Raw genomic sequence first — 17,483 nt, 5'->3', positions numbered from 1 at the left:
GGGCGCCTCCCGATGGGAGGCGCCCCGTTCTCACGCTCAGCAGGCGGTGATCTTGTACAGCTTCAGGTCGCCGTCGGAGTCCACGAGCTGGAAGCCGGGCTTGGTGCCCGGGTCGTGGATGCCGGGGTAGCTGGCCCGCCGGCCGTCGCCGTGCCAGAAGCGCTGCTCGCCGATCACCAGGTAGCCCACGTGCAGCTGGCGCACGTCACGGCAGACCGTGGGGTCGGTGGCCGCGTTCACCAGGTGCTCGGCCAGGTACTTCTGCTGGCTGCTCCAGGCAATGTCCATGTGCGGGAACAACACCTGGCGGTCGGCCAGCGCCCAGACCAGCGCGCTGCCGTCCCACGGGTTGTTGGCCACCACGGCGTCCTGCGGCACCTTGGCCGCGATCCGGGTGTAGAAAGCCTGTTCCCGCGGATCGGCCAGCGTGCCGTCGTCGCTGTGTTCCATCCCGGTGTAGTTGAACGCCAGCGTCGCGACCTGGTTGCGGAAGTACAGGCCCTTGCTCGCGACGATCACCAGCAGGGCCAGCACGACGGTCAGGCCGACGGTGCCCAGCCGGCCCAGCCGCGGCTTCGGCCGCTCGGTCAGCCACTTCCGCAGGCACTCGCCCGCGCGCACGATGCCCAGCACGGTCAGCGGCACGGCCAGCACCGGCAGGATGGCGGCCAGCCGGTACGAGTCGTTGTACCAGTAGCCGGTGATGAACTGGGTGTACGAGCGGTTGTTGGCCGCCGTCAGCACGAACATCATGCCGACCGTGGCGAACGCCCCGACCAGCCAGCGCTGGTCGCGGACCCGCCACACCAGGAACAGGCCGACCAGCATGAAGATGGAAACGACCCACAGCGACGAGCGGCCGTTGGTGGCGTTGAGCAGCACCTCGCCCACCGCCCGCGCGGTGCTCTCGAACGGCGGCCAGTAGAAGGTCCGCACGTTCTTGAACGCCGACGACGTCGCGACGAAGGCCCAGCCGGCCAGGAACACCACGATGGACACGGTCAGGCCGATGGTGCCGCGACGGCCCCGGCCCTCGTCACGCATCCGCCGCGACCACCGCCAGATGCCGGTGAACAACGGCCACACCGCGATGGCGATGATGCTGAACAGCGAGTTGGGGTGGGCGAAGCCGCCGGCCAGCAGCACGAACGGCGCCAGCACCCAGGCCCGGCCGCGACCGATCAGGTCGTCCTTCGCCAGCCCGGACAGCGACAGCACGACGGCGATGGCCGCCGGCACGAGGGCCAGGCCGAGTGTGTTGGGCCACAGCACGCCGAAGGCCATCAGGCCCCACGGGAAGGCGGAGAAGCCGAGGCTGAACAGGCCGGTCATGGCCAGCGCCACGGTGTTGCGGCCGATGAGCTGGCGGACCAGCAGCACGCAGGACAGCGGCCAGACCAGCGCGGCCAGCACACCGGTGACCAGGTTGGCCGCGACCGGGACGGACGAGCCGGTGCTCAGCACGGACAGCGAGACGAAGTCGTGCCAGCCGCCCGGGTAGAAGCCGGCCGGTGTGCTCGGGTTGCCCAGCGCGCCCAGGGTCAGCGACGACGCGTTGTGGCTGTCGAGGATGTAGGCGACCGCGCTGTAGTGGAAGACGGCGTCGAAGGTCTGGGACAGCTCCTCCGGGCGGCCCATCCCCATGGCCACGATGACCGCGCCGAGCAGCACCGCCGGCAGCACGCCGAGCAGGCCGGCCAGGGTGACCGGCCGCGGGTCGGACCGCACGGTGCCGCGGGACCGGCCGCGCAGCACCAGCGCGACCAGGCCGGTGAGGACCACGGCGACGGCGGCGCCGACGAGGGCCGAGCCGAGGCTCCAGTCGATACCCACCTTGCCGAAGACCGCGGCGACGATGCTCACGATCGCCACGCTCAGTGTCGGCGCGATCGCCCACGCGGCGATCCCACGCAGGCCGATCAGCAGGCCCATCAGCAGTCCGGGCACGATCAGCCAGCCAGCGGACGCCACAGCGACCGGGACGGCGTCCAACCAGTTCATCGAAGACCCTTGTCACGTCGTCGCCGGGCTCTGTCGACCGCAGTGTATGAGTTAGCCCGATCGTGATCGTCGAGAGGTCCGTCGGGGTAAGATGCAGGGTCGTCCCCGGCCGATTCGGTGACGCACCGTGACCCGGGTACCCTGGCTCACTGTGAGCTTCTCGGGCTATGACCTGATTGTCGTCGGTTCTGGATTCTTCGGCCTTACCGTGGCCGAGCGTGCCGCCACGCAGCTGAACAAGCGTGTGCTGATCCTCGACCGCCGTGACCACCTCGGCGGCAACGCCTACTCGGAGGCCGAGCCCGAGACAGGCATCGAGGTGCACCGCTACGGCGCCCACCTGTTCCACACCTCGAACAAGCGGGTGTGGGAGTACGTGAACCAGTTCACCGAGTTCACGAACTACCAGCACCGCGTGTTCGCCAGGGCCAAGGGCCAGGTCTACTCCTTCCCGATGAACCTGGGTCTGATCAACCAGTTCTTCGGCAAGTCGCACACGCCGGACGAGGCCCGCGAGCTGATCGCCAAGCAGGCGTCGGAGTTCGACAGCGCCACCGCGGCCAACCTCGAGGAGAAGGCGATCTCGCTGATCGGCCGTCCCCTCTACGAGACCTTCGTCAAGGACTACACGACCAAGCAGTGGGAGACCGAGCCGACCGAGCTGTCGCCGGCCATCATCACCCGCCTCCCGGTCCGCTACACGTTCAACAACCGGTACTTCAACGACCTGTACGAGGGTCTGCCGGTCGACGGCTACACCGCCTGGCTGACCAAGATGGCCGACCACCCGAACATCGAGGTGCGGCTGAACACCGACTACTTCGACGTGCGCGACCAGATCCCGGCCAAGACGCTGACCGTCTTCACCGGCCCGCTGGACAAGTACTTCGACTACGCCGCGGGCGAGCTGGGCTGGCGCACGCTGGACTTCGAGATGGAGGTCCTGCCGGTCGGCGACTTCCAGGGCACCTCCGTCATGAACTACAACGACGGCGACGTCCGCTACACCCGGATCCACGAGTTCCGCCACTTCCACCCGGAGCGGGACTACCCGACCGACAAGACGGTCATCGTGCGTGAGTACTCGCGGTTCGCGGTGAGCGGCGACGAGCCGTACTACCCGATCGACAGCGAGGAGAACCGGGCCAAGCTGCTGCAGTACCGGGAGCTGGCCAAGGCCGAGGCGGCCGAGAAGAACATCCTGTTCGGCGGGCGCCTCGGCACCTACAAGTACCTTGACATGCACATGGCCATCGGCTCGGCGCTGAGCATGTTCGACAACAAGATCAGTCCGTACTTCGTCGAGGGCCGTACCCCGAGCGGCTCGCTCGAGGACTGACCGGCTAGAGGAGAACTGAGGATTCATGCCCGGCAAAGCAGCTGCTGCCACCGGACAGGCGCCGGCCCCGGCAGTGGGCAAGGTCGACGAGACTCGGTTCGCCGAGCACACGCCGCACGGCCGGCTCACCGCCCAGCGCGGCCTGTACGCGGGCCCGGCGCCGATCGTCAGCAAGGACCTCTACGCCGAAGTCCTGTGGGGCTCGGTGGTGCGTGACCGCGCCGCGGTCGTGCTCGAGCCGATGTCGAAGGTCTCCGGCAACACGTACTTCGGGCGGTTCCCGGCCAGCTACTGGCAGCGCTGGACGACCGCGACCGAGGTGCGGGTCGAGGCCGTCGTCACCGGCTCCGGCCAGCTCTCGGTCGGCGCGTCCGACACCGAGGGCGAGCCGCGCGTGGTGGTCGCCGAGGTCGTGACCGACGTCAAGAACCGCACGTTGTCGCTGTCGGCCAAGCTGGACAAGTTCCACGACGGCGGCGCGCTGTGGCTGGACCTGGAGACCGAGGGCGGCCAGACGCTGCGTCTCGAGCAGGTGCGCTGGACCGTGGAGGCGCCGGAGACCCTGCGCCCCACCGCGGTCACCATCTGCACGATGAACCGGGCCGACGACTGCCTCAAGAACCTCCAGGCGCTGGCCGCCGACCTGGCGTCGCTGGAGACGCTGGACGCGATCTACGTCGCCGACCAGGGCACCGACCTGGTCGAGTCCCGTGACGGCTTCGCCCAGGCGGCCAAGGACCTCGGCGACAAGCTGCACTACATCAAGCAGCCCAACCTCGGCGGCGCCGGCGGCTTCACCCGCGGTCTGTACGAGGTGGCCGGGCACACCGTCACCGAGCACGCCAACGTCCTGTTCATGGACGACGACGTGCTGCTGGAGCCGGACCTGGTCATCCGCATGACCGCGTTCGCCAACCGGCAGGCCAACCCGGTCATCGTCGGTGGCCAGATGCTCAACCTGCTGCACCCCAACCAGCTGCACGTGGGCGCGGAGTACGCCAACCTCAACGTGCTCCAGCCGGGTCTGCCGGTCGAGCACAGCCTCACCACCGCCGACCTGCTCGGCATCGACGAGGAGACGCTCAAGCCGAACCGGCAGGAGCGCCGCCTCGACGCCGGCTACAACGGCTGGTGGTCGTGCCTGATCCCGTACGAGGTGGTCAAGGCGATCGGCTACCCGCTGCCGTTCTTCTTCCAGTGGGACGACGCCGAGTACAGCTACCGGGCCCGGGCCCACGGCTTCCCGACGGTGACGCTGCCGGGCGCCGGCGTGTGGCACGCGGACTTCCACTGGAAGGACTGGGACGAGTGGCACCGGTACTTCAACCTGCGTAACTCGATCATCACCGCGGCCCTGCACTCGCCGTTCAACACGACGCTGCTGGCCCGCGTGCTGGTCGGCCACCTGGTCCGCTACCTGCTCAGCATGCAGTACGGCCTGTCGGCCACGCTGATCAAGGCGGTCGAGGACTTCCTGGCCGGGCCGGAGATCCTGCGCGACGGCGGCGTCGAGGCGATGAAGGAGATCCGGCGTATCCGGGACCAGTACCCGGAGACCAAGCGGCACAAGCCGACCGAGGTGCCCGGTGTCGCGTCCAACGACATCAGCATCATCAACGCGGCGCCGAAGCCCAGCCTCCAGCGGCTGGTGCTGATCAAGCGCATCCTGGACCGGATCCTCGGCCGCACCCGGCACTCGCTGGGCGCGATCCCGGTGGACGAGGCTTCCTGGTGGCACGTCGCGCAGTTCGACACCGCGATCGTCACCGACGCCTCGCAGGAGGGCGTGCGGGTCCGGACCTACGACCGGGCCAAGATGATCGATCTGGCCATCCGCGGCGCGAAGGTGGTCAACCGCCTGCGCAAGGAAGGCCCGGCGGTGCGCGCCCAGTACAAGCGCGCGATGCCGGAGCTGACCAGCCGGGAGAACTGGCAGCGCCTGTACAACCTCTGATCTCGTTCAGAGACAACGGAAAACGCCCGGCGGGACTGTGTCCCGCCGGGCGTTTTTCGTTGTGGGGTCAGACGACGACCGGGTCGGCGGTCTCGGGCTCGGCGCGGGAGGCCATGGCGGCACGCCAGGCGATGGGGCTGGCCAGGCCCCAGGCGGCGACCAGGGCCCACGGCACGCCGATGATGCCGAACAGCGCGCCGAACACGCCGACCAGCGTCACCTCGACGACGGCCTCGAAGCCGCGCACCTTGGGCCCGACCCAGGAGCGGCCGTGGGACTTGGCGAAGGTGACGGCGTTCTGGGTCACCAGCTGCATGAAGCCGTACAGCATGAGCACGAAGACCAGCGGCCGCATCTGGTCCCAGGAGGCGTTGAACAGCAGCTCCATCAGGTTGGTCGGGAGCACCAGCATGATCAGCACGCCGACCAGCGCGATGATGCCGCCGCCCACGGTGGCCAGCAGCGGCACCCGGAGGGTGGTGGCCCGGTGGGCGCGCTGGGTGAGCGTGGTCAGCAGGACCGTGGTGATGCCCATCATGACCACGTTCAGCACGGTCACCGGGATCAGCGCCTTGCGGAACAGGCCGAGGTTGTCGCTGCCGGTGACCAGCCAGATCACGGCGAACGTGACGTAGATGCCGAAGGTCAGGAAGGCCGCGTCGACCAGGAAGCCGGGCACCAGCTTGCGGTTCTGCGTGAACCAGGCCCGTACGTCACGGCCGGGCACCGGCAGCTTGATGCCGACCAGCTTGTAGCCGACGGCCGTCGGCACGACCAGGGCCAGGCCCCAGGACAGGAACACCGTCACCGGGGTGAGGTTGCCGGTCACCAGCAGCACGGCGACGGCCACGAGCATGGTGAGGGTCCACAGCGTGTCCAACAGGAACGCGTGCACGGCCCGGCCGGAGGCCAGCAGCAGGTAGCGGGCGTGGTCGAAGATCGCCGCGATCGGCGACGCCACCACCTGCATCAGGAACAGCCAGCGCAGCGGCCCGTCGGTCAGCAGGGCCCCGCCGAGGCTGACCGCAGCGCCGACGAAACCGATCAGCAGCGCGGCGTTCATGGACCGCTGAGCGGCCACCGCGGCCCCGTTGCCTTGCAGGTGCCGGCCGACCAGCACGGGCTCGCTGGCGGCGGCCCGGGACAGGTACCACTGGCCGGTCTGGATGAGCGTGACCAGCGAGAAGCCGGCGAACGCGGCGTTGCCCGACGAGTGTGCGCCGGCGAACTGGAGTAGGAACGCGGCGGCGCTGAAGGCGAGCTGGTCGAGGGTGATGGCCAGGCTGCCCAGCCGGCCCTTGGCCAGCCGCTGCAGGAAGCTCGTGCTCTCGGTCATGCCGCCCTTCCGGTCACGCGCGCGACCCGCCCAGGATAGCCAGCGCACGGCCCCGGCCTGTGCTCGGGAGCCCGGTGGGGGCGTGGGACAATCCGCCAATGCACCTGGTCGACGTGCCGTCCTGCTACCCGCCGCATCGCGGTGGCCTGGAACTCTACGCACAGGAGATGCACCGCCACCTGCTCGCCGCCGACCCCGACCTGCGCATCACCGTGCTCACCTCGGAGCTGGGGGCGAAGCCGGGTGTCGAGGTCGTCAACGACCGCTACAAGATCGTGCGGTGGAAGGCCTGGCAGCCGGTGTCGCCCTACCCCGTGCCCAAGCCGGGGTTCATGAACCTGCTGCGCCAGCACTGCGCCGGCCCGGAGAAGCCGGTGCTGATGACGCACACCCGGTTCTTCTACCACGCGGCCCTGGTCAGCCGGTTCGCCCAGCGCAACGGCCTGCGCCGGGTGCACATCGAGCACGGCGCGAGCCCGGTGGAGAGCGGCAACAAGCTCATCCGGCTGGTCGCCGACACGGTCGACCACACGATTGCCCGGCACGTGCTGGGCAAGGCCGATGCCGTGGTCGCGGTGTCCGAGTCGGCCAAGAAGTTCGTGCGCGACCTGTCCGGGGTCGAGTCGGTCTCGGTCTACCGCGGCATGGAGCTGCCGGACGGCCTGCGGTCCGAGCCGGTCACCGAGCCGCCCACGCTGGGTTTCGTCGGCCGTCTGATCAACGGCAAGGGCACCGCCGACATGCTGACCGCGGTGGCCATGCTGCGCGACAGCGGCCAGGTCGTGCAGGTGCGGATCTGCGGCGACGGCCCGGCCCGGTCGGCGCTGGACGAGCAGGTACGCGAGCTGCGGCTGACCGACCAGGTGACCTTCCTGGGCGCGGTCGACCACGCCACCGCGCTGCGTGAGATCGCCACCTGCACGGTGTTCGTCAACCCGAGCTGGACCGAGGGTCTTGGCGGCACGGTGCTCGAGGCGGCGGCGCTGGGCGCGGCCGTGGTGGCCACCGAGGTCGGCGGCGTGCCGGAGATCGTCACCAATGGCGAGACCGGCTGGCTGGTGCCGCCCAAGGAGCCGGCCACGCTGGCCGACACCCTGCGCGAGGCGCTGGCCAACCCGGCCCGGCGGGCCGAGTACGGCGAGCTGCTGCGCAAGACCACCGAGCAGAAGTTCAACTGGGACAACGCGGTGGCGGTCATCTCCGCGCTGCTGCGCGGCGAACCGGTGCCCACCACCGCGTGAGTGCCTAGCGCGCGCCCGCCCCGGCCGGCTCCGGCAGGTCGGCGGCGGGCTCGGTCGGCTCGTCCGACGGCCCACGGCGACGGCGCACGTACCAGTACGCGCCGCCGTGGCCGAGGCCCAGCAGCAGACCGACGATCAGCAGCGGGATGCCGTAGCTGAAGCCGGGCTCGTCGAACGTGACCTCCAGGGTCGCACCCTGCGGGGCCGACGGCAGGTCGAGAGTCATCAGGCCGGCCGTGCCGATCTGCACCGGGACGGCGACGCCGTTGACCGAGGCGGTCATGCCCGGCCAGGCCAGGCCGGCCAGCACGATCTTGCCGCTTCCCTTGTACGACAACGTTTCGCCGGTCAGCGGCTGCTGCTGGTCGGCCGTGACGGTGACGCCGGAGTCCGTCCACGACACGGTCCCGTTCGGCCACGGCAGCGGGTCGATCCGGCGCAGCACAGTGGCTTGGTCGTCAGTGGACAGCACGCGCCAGCCCGGCGGCGGCGTGCCGACGGTGGCGTAACCCTTGCGCACCACCACGGTTTCCAGCCGTAGCAGGTCGGCCAGCGAGACACCTTCCGGCTGGACCTCCCACAGCTTCTTGTACGACTCGGCACAGCTGGCCCCGGACTGCCCGAGGCACAAGGCGTTCATGAACTTCACGAAGCCGATGCCGGTGTAGGAGTTGACGCTCTTCACGCCGGCGGCCGCGTACATGCTGCCGGCCAGCATGTCCTTCCACGCACCGTCCGGGTTGGCCCCGGGGTCCTGGAAGCCCACGCTGGCCACGGTGAACGTGTTGCCGGTGTAGCGGTCGAACCGCTTGTGCAGCTCTTCCATGTTGTGCGGCATGTTCCACGCGGTGGCGGCGGCGTTGTACGGGTACCAGTTCAGCTCGAGGAACAGCGTGATCGCCGTGCCGAACACCAGCACCGTCGGCACGAACCGCTTGTTGCGCCGGGCCACGAACACCACGGCCGCGACGAGGGCGGCGATGAGCAGCCCGATGGCCAGGTGCCGGTACTTCTGCTCCGGCGTGGCCGACCACGCCAGCACCGTCTGCACGCCGATCAGCAGCGCCGAGCCGAGGATGCGGCGGCTGAGGAAAGTCGTCCGCAGACCCTGCGACAGCACGATGGCCACCAGCACGCACACCGGCAGGTACGGGTAGTCGACCAGACGCATCGGCCAGCGGAACAGCCACAGCTCGGTCGGGCCGGTGGTGGCCAGGATGTAGATGCCGCCGAAGATCAGCAGCGCCGACCGGGCCCGCACGTTCTCCTTGAGCACCGACCAGCGCAGCCACGGCGCCAGCGGCAGGATGAACCAGCCGAGGTAGGAGTACGGCACGGTCAGGTGGTCGAGCTGGTTGGCCTGCTCGTGCGGCAGGTAGGTCGGCGAGCTCAGGTTGAGCAGGTCGCCGAGCGCGGTGACCATGTAGCCGAAGTTGTGGGCGTGCGTGTTGTCCCGGAACGTCACGTCGCCGGCCAGCACCAGCGGCATGTAGACGACGACACCTGTGAGCGCCACCGCGGCGCCGATCAGCACCAGGCGCAGCGACGCCGACCAGTGCTTGAGCAGCAGCCGTTCGGCGATGACCACGGTCATCACCACGACCACGCCCAGCGCCCCGTACGGGCTGCCCGCGCTCATCGCCATGAAACCGAAGAACACCGGCACGATCGGGTTGAGCCTGCCGCGCGCGGACTTGCGGGCCGACCACCACAGGTGCGGGATGAAGGAGAAGGAGATCATGCTGATCGCCCAGGCCGCCGCGTCGAAGTACAGCGTGAAGCCGGCGAACGGCAGCAGCACCGCGACCGCGGCCGACGCGCCGGGCCGGGCCCCGTACTCGCGGCACAGCAGGTAGGTGCCCAGCGCGAGCAGCACAAGGAACTGGATCTTCACGAAGGTGGCGGCGACGGCCAGGTCGGGCAGTGACGCCACGACCATGTCGTTGAGCAGCATCACCGGGTTCCACAGGCTCAGCTGAGCCTCGGCCGAGATGTTGCCGCCCATCCACAGGTCATGGGCCAGCACCGGGAAGTGCCCGGACAGCAGCTGCGTGCCCATGTAGCGCCAGCTCGGCACGAACACCGCGGCGCTGTCGTCCCAGAAGTAGAAGATCCGGTTCTTGATCAGCGGCAGCAGCGCGAGCCCGGCGACCACGACACAGACGCCCAGCGGCAGGCGGGCCCGCCGCCACCGGCTGGTCTGGTCGGCCTCGACACCGGCGTCGCCGGCGGTGGCTTCCGCAATGGACATCTGAGCTGTTCCCCTTTTCCGGGCGGGCACGCCGTCGCCGAAGTGTATTCAGCCGTCCGTGGCGGCCGTCGGCGAGGCCCGCCGCCACGAGGGCCGCCAACTCAGCCGATCGGCTGACAGCGCGCCACGCGCCGAGCAGAATCAACCCGATTGGACCTCGATATGTAAAGAATCATCATTCATGTTTGTTCACTAAGTGGGGGGTCCCGCTTGAAAGGGGCGAGCACATGACGCACACCATAAATACCGCTGTCAGGTCAATAACGGCCAGACAACGATTGCGCCGGCTCGCTGGTTCCGTCGTCGCGGCCGTTCTCGCCGTCGCGGTCCTCACCCCCGCGGAGGCGCATGCCGTGACGAGCTATGACAAGCAGCTCTCCGGTCCGACGCCGCTGCTGCTCATCACCGGCCTCGACCATGCCGGCGGCCAGGAGTTCATCACCACGAAGTCCCACATCTCGTCGGTCAGCGCATTCGTGGAAAGCGCGGCGACCTCGGGCTACCTGGACGCCCAGATCCGCACCAGCATCACCTGGGACACCACCATCGCCGACGGGTCGATCTCGCTTCAGCCGCTGGGCACCGGCTCCGGCTGGGTGAACATCCCGGTCAACGTCGATCTGACGCCGGGCCGGACCTACTACCTGGTGCTGGAGGCGGTCGGCACCTCGGCGCGGGTGGCCTGGAACGGCGTCATCGGCGATGTAGCCGGTGCGCAGCCGGCGTGGAACTACGACGTCCCGTACTGGGGCGGGTGGAAGAGATACGACGGGGATTACTCCAGTTTTCACCCGGCGTTCGGCATCGGGCTGTCGGCCGATGAAGATTGCTCGGCCACGAACGTGTGCTTCAAGAACGTGCCGGCCGGGCAGCTGGCCGCGCTGAGCGCCGGCCTGTTGGGCAACGGACAGACGACGTTCACGTTGTCCCCCTTCGAGTCCTACGGCGCGTCCTATGTGCCCAACAGCAATGTGCTTCAGCTGCCGGGCAACAAGTGGCGCTATCTGCCGCCCGGCGCGACCACGCCGGTGACCGTGCCCAGTGGCACCACACGGGCCCTGACACCGATATCCCAGTCCGGCAGCTGGCTGGCCTCGGGCACGATTCCCGGGCCCAGCACGCAGACGCAGGCCATCGCCACCAGGGCACTGCTGTCCATGCACCTGCTGACCCAGTCCAACGGCGCCGTCGCCGCGGCCGCGGTCGACGGTTGGAAGTACTCCTGGCCCCGGGATTCGAGCTTCGTGGCGGTGGCCTTCGCCAGCACCGGCCATCTGGCCGAGGCCGAGTCGATCCTGCGCTACAACGCGATGACCCAGCGGGCCGACGGCACCTGGGAGGCCCGCACCCTGCTCGACGGGTCCGGGCCGCCGGACGACCGGCAGTGGCAGCTCGACGGCAACGGCTGGTTCCCGTGGTCGGTGTGGGAGTGGTACCAGATGGCCGGCAGCAACCGGGACAGCACGCTGGCCGCGCTGTACCCGAACATCCGCAAGGCGGCCACCTACGCGGCCAACTCCCTCGACAGCCGCGGCCTGCCGCCGGCCGGCCCGGACTACTGGGAGGTCGGCACGTCGACGCCGAACATCGGCACCGCGGCACCGCTGCTGTCCGGGCTGAACGCGTCGGCCGACCTGGCCCGCATCACCGGTCACCCGGACGACGCGGCGGCGTGGGGCGCCGCGGCCCGCCGGCTCTCGGCCGGCATCGCGACGTACTTCGCGCCGCTTGGCTACCCGCGCACCATCGACAACCTGCACGGCCGGGACTCGGCGGTGAACTTCATGGCGCCGCCGTTCAACCAGGCCCCGGCCGGGCTGGCCAGTGCGATCACCAGCACCTACCAGACGCTGTTGCGCCCCAACGGCGGCGTGATCCCCGGCAACGACCCGGACATCTACTGGGCCTACAGCTGGACGCCGGCGACCATGATGTTCGCGCTGTCCTGGTCGGGCACCGGCCAGACCAGCCAGGCCCAGTCGGCGCTGGACTGGGTGATCGGCCACAAGAACATGCTGGGCGAGCTGCCGGAGCAGGTCGACTCGCAGGGCAATCCGACCTCGGTGGCCCCGCTGACCTGGACCGACGCGCTGGCCATCATGACGATCAGGCAGCTCGACGGGCACCCGCTGCCGACACCGCCGAGCCAGTAGCACTGATCCCGACAACGAGAAGCCCCCGCCACTGCACGAGTGGCGGGGGCTTCTCGTCGATCTGGGGTCAGTCCACCTTCTTGCCGTGGACCTCGTTGCGCAGCTGCTCCACCTCGAGGCGCAGGATGGCCAGGTCCTCGGCCAGCTTGCGGCTCTCGTCCTCGGACCGGGACACCTCCCACGACAGGTGCAGGGTCACGCCGAGCAGGAACAGGATGGCCAGGAAGAACAGCAGGTTGGAGGCCAGCGTGAAGCCGAGCACGTTGGCGAGGTCCCTGAGGTTCCCCCGGCCGATGAAGGTCAGCACCAGGATGATCACACCGATGACCAGCCACAGCACCGCGTACTTCTCGGACAGCTGGCGGCGGCGCAGCAGCTCCACGATCAGCCCCAGCACGATGAGGCTGCCGATGATGCCGATGACGTACGAGGTCAGGAGGCCGATCATGCCACTGCGTCCTTCTGTGCGACGGAGGCGAGCTGCGTGGTCCGCACGGACACGTCCCACTTCCGGATCAGGGCCAGCAGCAGCGCGAAACCGGCGCGGAACAGGTACACCGCCGCCTTCAGCGGGCTGTGGCTGGGGTTGCCGGCCCGGCGCTCGCGCATGTGCGCCGGCACCTGGGCGATCTTGCAGCCGGCCCGGGAGGCGATGACCAGGGCCTCGATGGTGTCGCCCAGGTACTCCACGGGGTAGTACTCGGCGAACAGCGGCAGGATCCGCCGGCCGCTGGCCTTGAAGCCGGAGGTGGTGTCGGTCAGCTTGGTCCCGGACACCCAGGACAGCACGATCCGCAGCACCGCCATGGCCCACTTGCGCGGGCCCTTGACGTGGTACGCGCCCTCGCCGGCGAACCGCGCGCCGATCACGAGGTCGGCGTGGTCGAGGCCGGCCACCAGGGTGGGCACCTCGGTCGGGTCGTGCTGGCCGTCGGCGTCGACCTGGACGGCGGCGTCGTAGTCGTGGCGCACGGCGTAGCGGAAGCCCGCCCGCATCGCGCCGCCGACGCCGAGGTTGTAGGGGAGCTCGAGCACGAGGGCGCCGGCCTGCCGGGCCACTGCGGCCGTCAGGTCGGTCGACCCGTCGTCGACCACGAGGATGTCGGTGCCGGGCAGTGCCGCGCGGATCTCACGCACGGTCTCGCCGACAGCCTCCTCTTCGTTCCAGGCGGGCACGACGATCAGCACGCGACGGCCACCCATGGATTCACTCGGCACGGTGGCAAGGGTAGCGGCCGTGCCGGAGTGTCCCGATCCGGCCCGACCCGCTGGTCAGCGGCGAAAGTGCCGCACGGTGCGCCGCACGCCCTCGTCCAGGTCCACGGTGGGCTGCCAGCCGAGATCCCGGCGGGCGGCCGCCGAGTCCAGGGCGGAGGCCCGCACGTCGCCCAGCCGGGATGGCGCGAATTCGGGCTCGGCAGCCCCGCCGACCGCCTTGGCCACGAGGGTGTGCAGCTCCAGATCGGAGGTCTGGATGCCGGTACCGATGTTGTAACGCTGTCCTCCGCCGACCGTCCCGGCCGCGGTGGCGAACGCGGTCACCACGTCGTCGACGTAGACGTAGTCCCGGGTGTTGCCGCCGTCGCCGAAGACCTTGGTCGGCCGGCCGGCCAGCATCCGCTCGGCGAACACCGCGACCACACCGGCCTCGCCGACCGCGTGCTGCCGCGGCCCGTACACGTTGGCCAGCGCGAGGTGGGTGCAGTCGAGTCCGTGTAACCGCCGGTAGGTGTTCAGGTACACCTCGATGCTGACCTTGGCCGCCGCGTAGGGCGAACGCGGTTCGATGGGCGCGGTCTCGGCCACCGGCAGCCGCTCCGGCGCGCCGTAGATGGCCCCGCCCGAGGAGGCGAACACGATCTTGCGGGTGCCGTGCCGGCGGGCCGCCTCGGCCACGTTGAGCGCGCCGAGCACGTTCTGCTGCGCGTCCTCGACCGGCCGGCAGACGCTGAGCCGCACGTCGATCTGGGCGGCCAGGTGGAAGATCACCTCCGGCGCGGCCGACGCCACCACGTCGTCCACGTGAGGACCGGTCACGTCCAGTTCGATGAATTCGGCGGCCGCGTTGGCCAGGTTTTCCTTGCGGCCACGACGAAGGTCGTCGACGACCACCACCTCGTGCCCGTCGAGTTCGAGCCGATCGACGAGGTTCGAGCCGATGAAGCCGGCGCCACCGGTGACCATCACGCGCATGGACGGCAGCCTAGAGAAGCTGGTCCACCACTTTCTCGGCGATGTGCTCGCCGATCTGCAACGAGCTCGTCGCGGCCGGCGACGGGGCGTTGAGCACGTGCACCTGCCGCGGGGCCAGCTCGAACAGGAAGTCGTCGACCAGCGAGCCGTCGGGCAGCATCGCCTGGGCCCGGACGCCGGCCCCGGCCCGCACGATGTCGTCGGGCTGGATGCGGGGCGCCAGCCGGGCCAGGCTGGCCGCGAACCGGGCCCGTGACAGCGACCGCAGCACCTCGTCCACGCCGGTGCGGGCGTACTTGCGGGCCAGCTTCCAGGTGCCGGGAAACGTTGCGGTGTCGAGGATGTCGGTCACCGAGACGTCACGCCAGCGGTATCCCTCGCGACGCAGCGCAAGCACGGCGTTGGGGCCGGCGTGCACGCTGCCGTCGATGCCCCGCGTGAGGTGCACGCCCAGGAACGGCAGCGCCGGGTCGGGCACCGGGTAGACCAGACCGCGCACCAGGCCGCGGGCCTCGGGCCGGAGCTCGTAGTACTCGCCGCGGAACGGCACGATCCGGGCCGCGGGACGGCGGCCGGCCAGCCGGGCCACCCGGTCGGCCTGCAAGCCGGCGCAGTTGACCAGGACCTTGCCCCGCACCACACCGGTCGGCGTGGCCACTTCGATGCCGGTGGAGGAGTTGCGGATGGCCAGCGCCGGGCTGCCGCCGCGCAGCTGTGCACCGTGGTCGACGAGCCGGTCGGCCAGCACCTGGCAGACCCGGCCGTAGTCGATGATGCCGGTGCTCTCCACCCGAAGCGCCCGCACACAGGCCACCTCGGGCTCGTACTCGCGGGCCTCCGCCGCGTCGATCATGCGGGCCGGCACGCCGTTGGCCGCGGCCCGGTCGGCCAGCACCTGGAGCCGGGGCACCTCGTCCGCCGTGATCGCGACGACCAGCTTGCCGCCGACCTCGTGCGGAATGCCGTGCTCACGGGCGAAGCGCACCATGGCGGCGTTGCCGGTCACGCACATCCGGGCCTTCAGGCTGCCCGGCTTGTAGTACAGGCCGGCGTGGATCACGCCGCTGTTGTGCCCGGTCTGGTGGGCCGCCCAGGTGGTCTCCTTCTCCAGCACGGTCACCGACCGGCCCCGGTTGACCGCCAGCTCGTGCGCGGTCGCCAGACCAACGATGCCGCCGCCGACGACCACCACATCCGATTCGCGCACGGCTGGGGAGCCTAGACGGCTCAGAACCAGCGTTCCAGGACGAGCGCCACACCGTCCTCGCCGTTGGGCCCGGTCACCTCGTCGGCCGCCGCGACGGCCTGCGGATGCGCGTTGGCCATCGCCACGCCGTGCCCGGCCCAGGACAGCATGGACACGTCGTTGGGCATGTCGCCGAAGGCGACCACGTCGGCCGCCTCGACGCCGAGCCGCTGCGCCACGTCGGCCAGTCCGGTCGCCTTGGTCACACCGGCGGCGGCGATCTCGATCAGGCCGTCGCTGCTGGAGTACGTGACGGCGACCTCGTCGCCCAGCACCGCCTCGGCCGCCTCGGCCATCTGCCCGCTGGTCATCTTCGGGTGCCGGGCCAGCAGCTTGATCGCCGCCTTGCCCAGCACCTGGCCGAGCGGGGCGGCGGCCGAGTCGGGGTTGGGCCAGGGGTGGGTGTAGCCGGGCTCGGCCAGGAACTGCTCGTCGGCCCCGTCCATCGACGAGGCGCCGACGCGTTCGGTGGCCAGCTTGCAGCCGGGCATGGCCCTCGCCAATGCACGTGCATATTCCTGGAGCGCCACCGGCTCCAATTCGGTTTTGTCGATCACACGATCGGCTCCGATGTCATAGAGCACCGCGCCGTTCGCGCACACCGCGTAGCCGGCAACGCCGGCCAGCTCGGCGACCCGCGGCACCCACCGCGGCGGACGGCCGGTGACCAGCACGAACGGCACCCCGTCGGCCAGCACGCGGGCGATCACGGCGGCCGTTCGGGGGCTCACGTCCTCGGCCGGAGTGAGCAATGTGCCGTCCACGTCGGAGGCGACAAGTCGGGGCTTCTGCACTCCACCATCGTGCCTTGCCTGCGGCCACGGATGCGCCCCGTTACTGTCCGAAGGGTGCGCGTTGGCATTGTGATCCTCCCCGAACACCGCTGGTGGGTGGCCGAGCCGAAGTGGCGGACGGCCGAGGAGTACGGGTTCGACCACGCCTGGACCTACGACCACCTGGGCTGGCGGTCGCTGGTGGACGGGCCGTGGTTCGGCGCGGTACCCACGCTCACCGCGGCCGCCATGGTCACCTCCCGGATCCGGCTGGGCATGATGGTCGCCTCGCCGAACTTCCGGCACCCGGTGTCCTTCGCCCGCGATCTGATCACCCTGGACGACGTGTCCGACGGCCGGTTCACGCTGGGCGTCGGCGCGGGCGGGCTGGGTGGCTACGACAGCGAGGTGCTGGGCCAGCAGCCGCTGACCGCGGGCCAGCGGGCCGGCCGGTTCGAGGAGTTCGTCGAACTGCTGGACAGGCAGCTGACCACGCCGAGGACCACGTGGGCCGGCGAGTGGTACGAGGCGGTGGAGGCGCGGTCCGCGCCCGGCTGCGTGCAGTCGCCGCGGGTGCCGTTCGTGGTCGCGGCCAACGGACCGCGGACCATGCGGCTGGCCGCCCGCTTCGGCAACGGCTGGGTCACCACCGGCACCGACAAGCGGGACGACGTGGACCAGTGGTGGCGGGGCGTGGCCGAGGCCTCGGGGCGGATGGACGACGCACTGGCCGCCACCGACCGCCGTCTCGGCAAGCTGGATCGATACCTCCAGGCCGATGCCTGCCCGACCTTCGTGCTGTCCAGCCGCGGCCTGTACGAGGACACCCTCGGCCGGGCGGCCGAGCTGGGCTTCACCGATGTGGTCGCGCCCTGGCCCCGCCACGACGGCGTCTACGCCGGCGCGGAGGCCGTGCTGGAGGACGTCGCCGCCGAGGTGCTGCCCAAACTTGTCACCTGATCGGGTGACACCTGGAACTGTCCCGGCCCTCGCCGC

13 protein-coding genes are annotated in these 17,483 nt (G+C 70.1%); 5 read left to right on the top strand and 8 right to left on the bottom strand.

The window, feature by feature from the left end:
- Positions 1-36: 36 nt before the first annotated feature.
- Positions 37-2,001 (bottom strand): DUF6541 family protein, encoded by a 1,965-nt coding sequence (locus M3Q35_RS34830; RefSeq protein WP_273936773.1) that lies wholly within the window; start codon positions 1,999-2,001, stop codon positions 37-39.
- Between the two features lie 151 nt (positions 2,002-2,152).
- Here M3Q35_RS34830 and glf point away from each other — a divergent pair, with 151 nt between their 5' ends.
- The gene (gene glf, locus M3Q35_RS34825) at positions 2,153-3,340 is read left to right on the top strand and encodes a UDP-galactopyranose mutase (RefSeq protein ID WP_273936772.1); all 1,188 of its coding nucleotides are present in this window, start codon (positions 2,153-2,155) and stop codon (positions 3,338-3,340) included.
- A 25-nt stretch (positions 3,341-3,365) separates the two neighbouring features.
- Positions 3,366-5,294 carry a glycosyltransferase gene (locus M3Q35_RS34820; protein ID WP_273936770.1) on the top strand — a complete coding sequence of 643 codons (1,929 nt, stop codon included), beginning with the start codon at positions 3,366-3,368 and terminating at the stop codon, positions 5,292-5,294.
- A gap of 67 nt (positions 5,295-5,361) precedes the next feature.
- On the opposite strand, the gene M3Q35_RS34815 is transcribed toward M3Q35_RS34820, so the two are convergent.
- Positions 5,362-6,630, bottom strand: coding sequence for an MATE family efflux transporter (locus M3Q35_RS34815; RefSeq protein WP_273936769.1), 1,269 nt, complete (start codon positions 6,628-6,630; stop codon positions 5,362-5,364).
- A gap of 98 nt (positions 6,631-6,728) precedes the next feature.
- Between M3Q35_RS34815 and M3Q35_RS34810 the strand changes: the two genes are divergently transcribed.
- On the top strand, positions 6,729-7,871 hold the full coding sequence (locus M3Q35_RS34810) for a glycosyltransferase family 4 protein (protein WP_273936768.1): 1,143 nt from the start codon (positions 6,729-6,731) through the stop codon (positions 7,869-7,871).
- Positions 7,872-7,875: 4 nt separating this feature from the next.
- Here the strand turns inward: M3Q35_RS34810 and M3Q35_RS34805 are convergent, their stop codons facing one another.
- Complete coding sequence (locus M3Q35_RS34805) at positions 7,876-10,122, bottom strand: hypothetical protein (protein ID WP_273936767.1); 2,247 nt, start codon at positions 10,120-10,122, stop codon at positions 7,876-7,878.
- A 353-nt stretch (positions 10,123-10,475) separates the two neighbouring features.
- On the opposite strand from M3Q35_RS34805, the gene M3Q35_RS34800 reads away from it, so the two are divergent.
- The gene (locus tag M3Q35_RS34800) at positions 10,476-12,275 is read left to right on the top strand and encodes a glycoside hydrolase family 15 protein (protein ID WP_273936766.1); all 1,800 of its coding nucleotides are present in this window, start codon (positions 10,476-10,478) and stop codon (positions 12,273-12,275) included.
- Between the two features lie 67 nt (positions 12,276-12,342).
- Here the strand turns inward: M3Q35_RS34800 and M3Q35_RS34795 are convergent, their stop codons facing one another.
- The 5 genes from M3Q35_RS34795 to M3Q35_RS34775 all read right to left on the bottom strand — a co-directional run bounded on the left by M3Q35_RS34795 (position 12,343) and on the right by M3Q35_RS34775 (position 16,508).
- Entirely contained in the window at positions 12,343-12,723 is a 381-nt protein-coding gene (locus M3Q35_RS34795; protein WP_273936765.1) for a DUF2304 domain-containing protein, read from the bottom strand.
- A complete protein-coding gene (locus tag M3Q35_RS34790; protein WP_273944579.1) occupies positions 12,720-13,478 on the bottom strand; it encodes a glycosyltransferase family 2 protein in 759 nt (252 codons plus the stop codon). Before M3Q35_RS34790 ends, M3Q35_RS34795 begins: the two co-directional genes overlap by 4 nt.
- Positions 13,479-13,547: 69 nt before the next feature.
- Positions 13,548-14,468: an NAD-dependent epimerase/dehydratase family protein gene (locus M3Q35_RS34785; RefSeq protein ID WP_273936764.1), complete on the bottom strand. Its 921-nt coding sequence runs from the start codon at positions 14,466-14,468 to the stop codon at positions 13,548-13,550.
- Between the two features lie 10 nt (positions 14,469-14,478).
- Positions 14,479-15,675 (bottom strand): L-2-hydroxyglutarate oxidase, encoded by a 1,197-nt coding sequence (gene lhgO / locus M3Q35_RS34780; RefSeq protein WP_273936763.1) that lies wholly within the window; start codon positions 15,673-15,675, stop codon positions 14,479-14,481.
- A gap of 20 nt (positions 15,676-15,695) precedes the next feature.
- Positions 15,696-16,508, bottom strand: a complete 813-nt coding sequence (locus M3Q35_RS34775; RefSeq protein ID WP_273936762.1) for an HAD family hydrolase — start codon at positions 16,506-16,508, stop codon at positions 15,696-15,698.
- Positions 16,509-16,562: 54 nt separating this feature from the next.
- On the opposite strand from M3Q35_RS34775, the gene M3Q35_RS34770 reads away from it, so the two are divergent.
- Entirely contained in the window at positions 16,563-17,447 is an 885-nt protein-coding gene (locus M3Q35_RS34770) for an LLM class flavin-dependent oxidoreductase (protein ID WP_273936761.1), read from the top strand.
- Positions 17,448-17,483 lie beyond the last annotated feature (36 nt).

Origin of the sequence: Kutzneria chonburiensis, from assembly GCF_028622115.1 — a bacterium.
In the GTDB taxonomy this organism is placed as follows: Bacteria; Actinomycetota; Actinomycetes; order Mycobacteriales; family Pseudonocardiaceae; genus Kutzneria; species Kutzneria chonburiensis.
The sequence above is the reverse complement of the archived record's forward strand: the minus strand, read 5'-3'. Positions and strand labels throughout refer to the sequence as shown.

Bases quoted from the DNA above. Each gene is read 5' to 3' on its own strand.
- M3Q35_RS34785 (WP_273936764.1), bottom strand. From the start codon at position 14,468: ATGCGCGTGATGGTCACCGGTGGCGCCGGCTTCATCGGCTCGAACCTC.
- M3Q35_RS34820 (WP_273936770.1), top strand. From the start codon at position 3,366: ATGCCCGGCAAAGCAGCTGCTGCCACCGGACAGGCGCCGGCCCCGGCA.
- M3Q35_RS34795 (WP_273936765.1), bottom strand. From the start codon at position 12,723: ATGATCGGCCTCCTGACCTCGTACGTCATCGGCATCATCGGCAGCCTC.
- M3Q35_RS34810 (WP_273936768.1), top strand. From the start codon at position 6,729: ATGCACCTGGTCGACGTGCCGTCCTGCTACCCGCCGCATCGCGGTGGC.
- M3Q35_RS34805 (WP_273936767.1), bottom strand. From the start codon at position 10,122: ATGTCCATTGCGGAAGCCACCGCCGGCGACGCCGGTGTCGAGGCCGAC.
- M3Q35_RS34815 (WP_273936769.1), bottom strand. From the start codon at position 6,630: ATGACCGAGAGCACGAGCTTCCTGCAGCGGCTGGCCAAGGGCCGGCTG.
- M3Q35_RS34830 (WP_273936773.1), bottom strand. From the start codon at position 2,001: ATGAACTGGTTGGACGCCGTCCCGGTCGCTGTGGCGTCCGCTGGCTGG.
- M3Q35_RS34790 (WP_273944579.1), bottom strand. From the start codon at position 13,478: ATGGGTGGCCGTCGCGTGCTGATCGTCGTGCCCGCCTGGAACGAAGAG.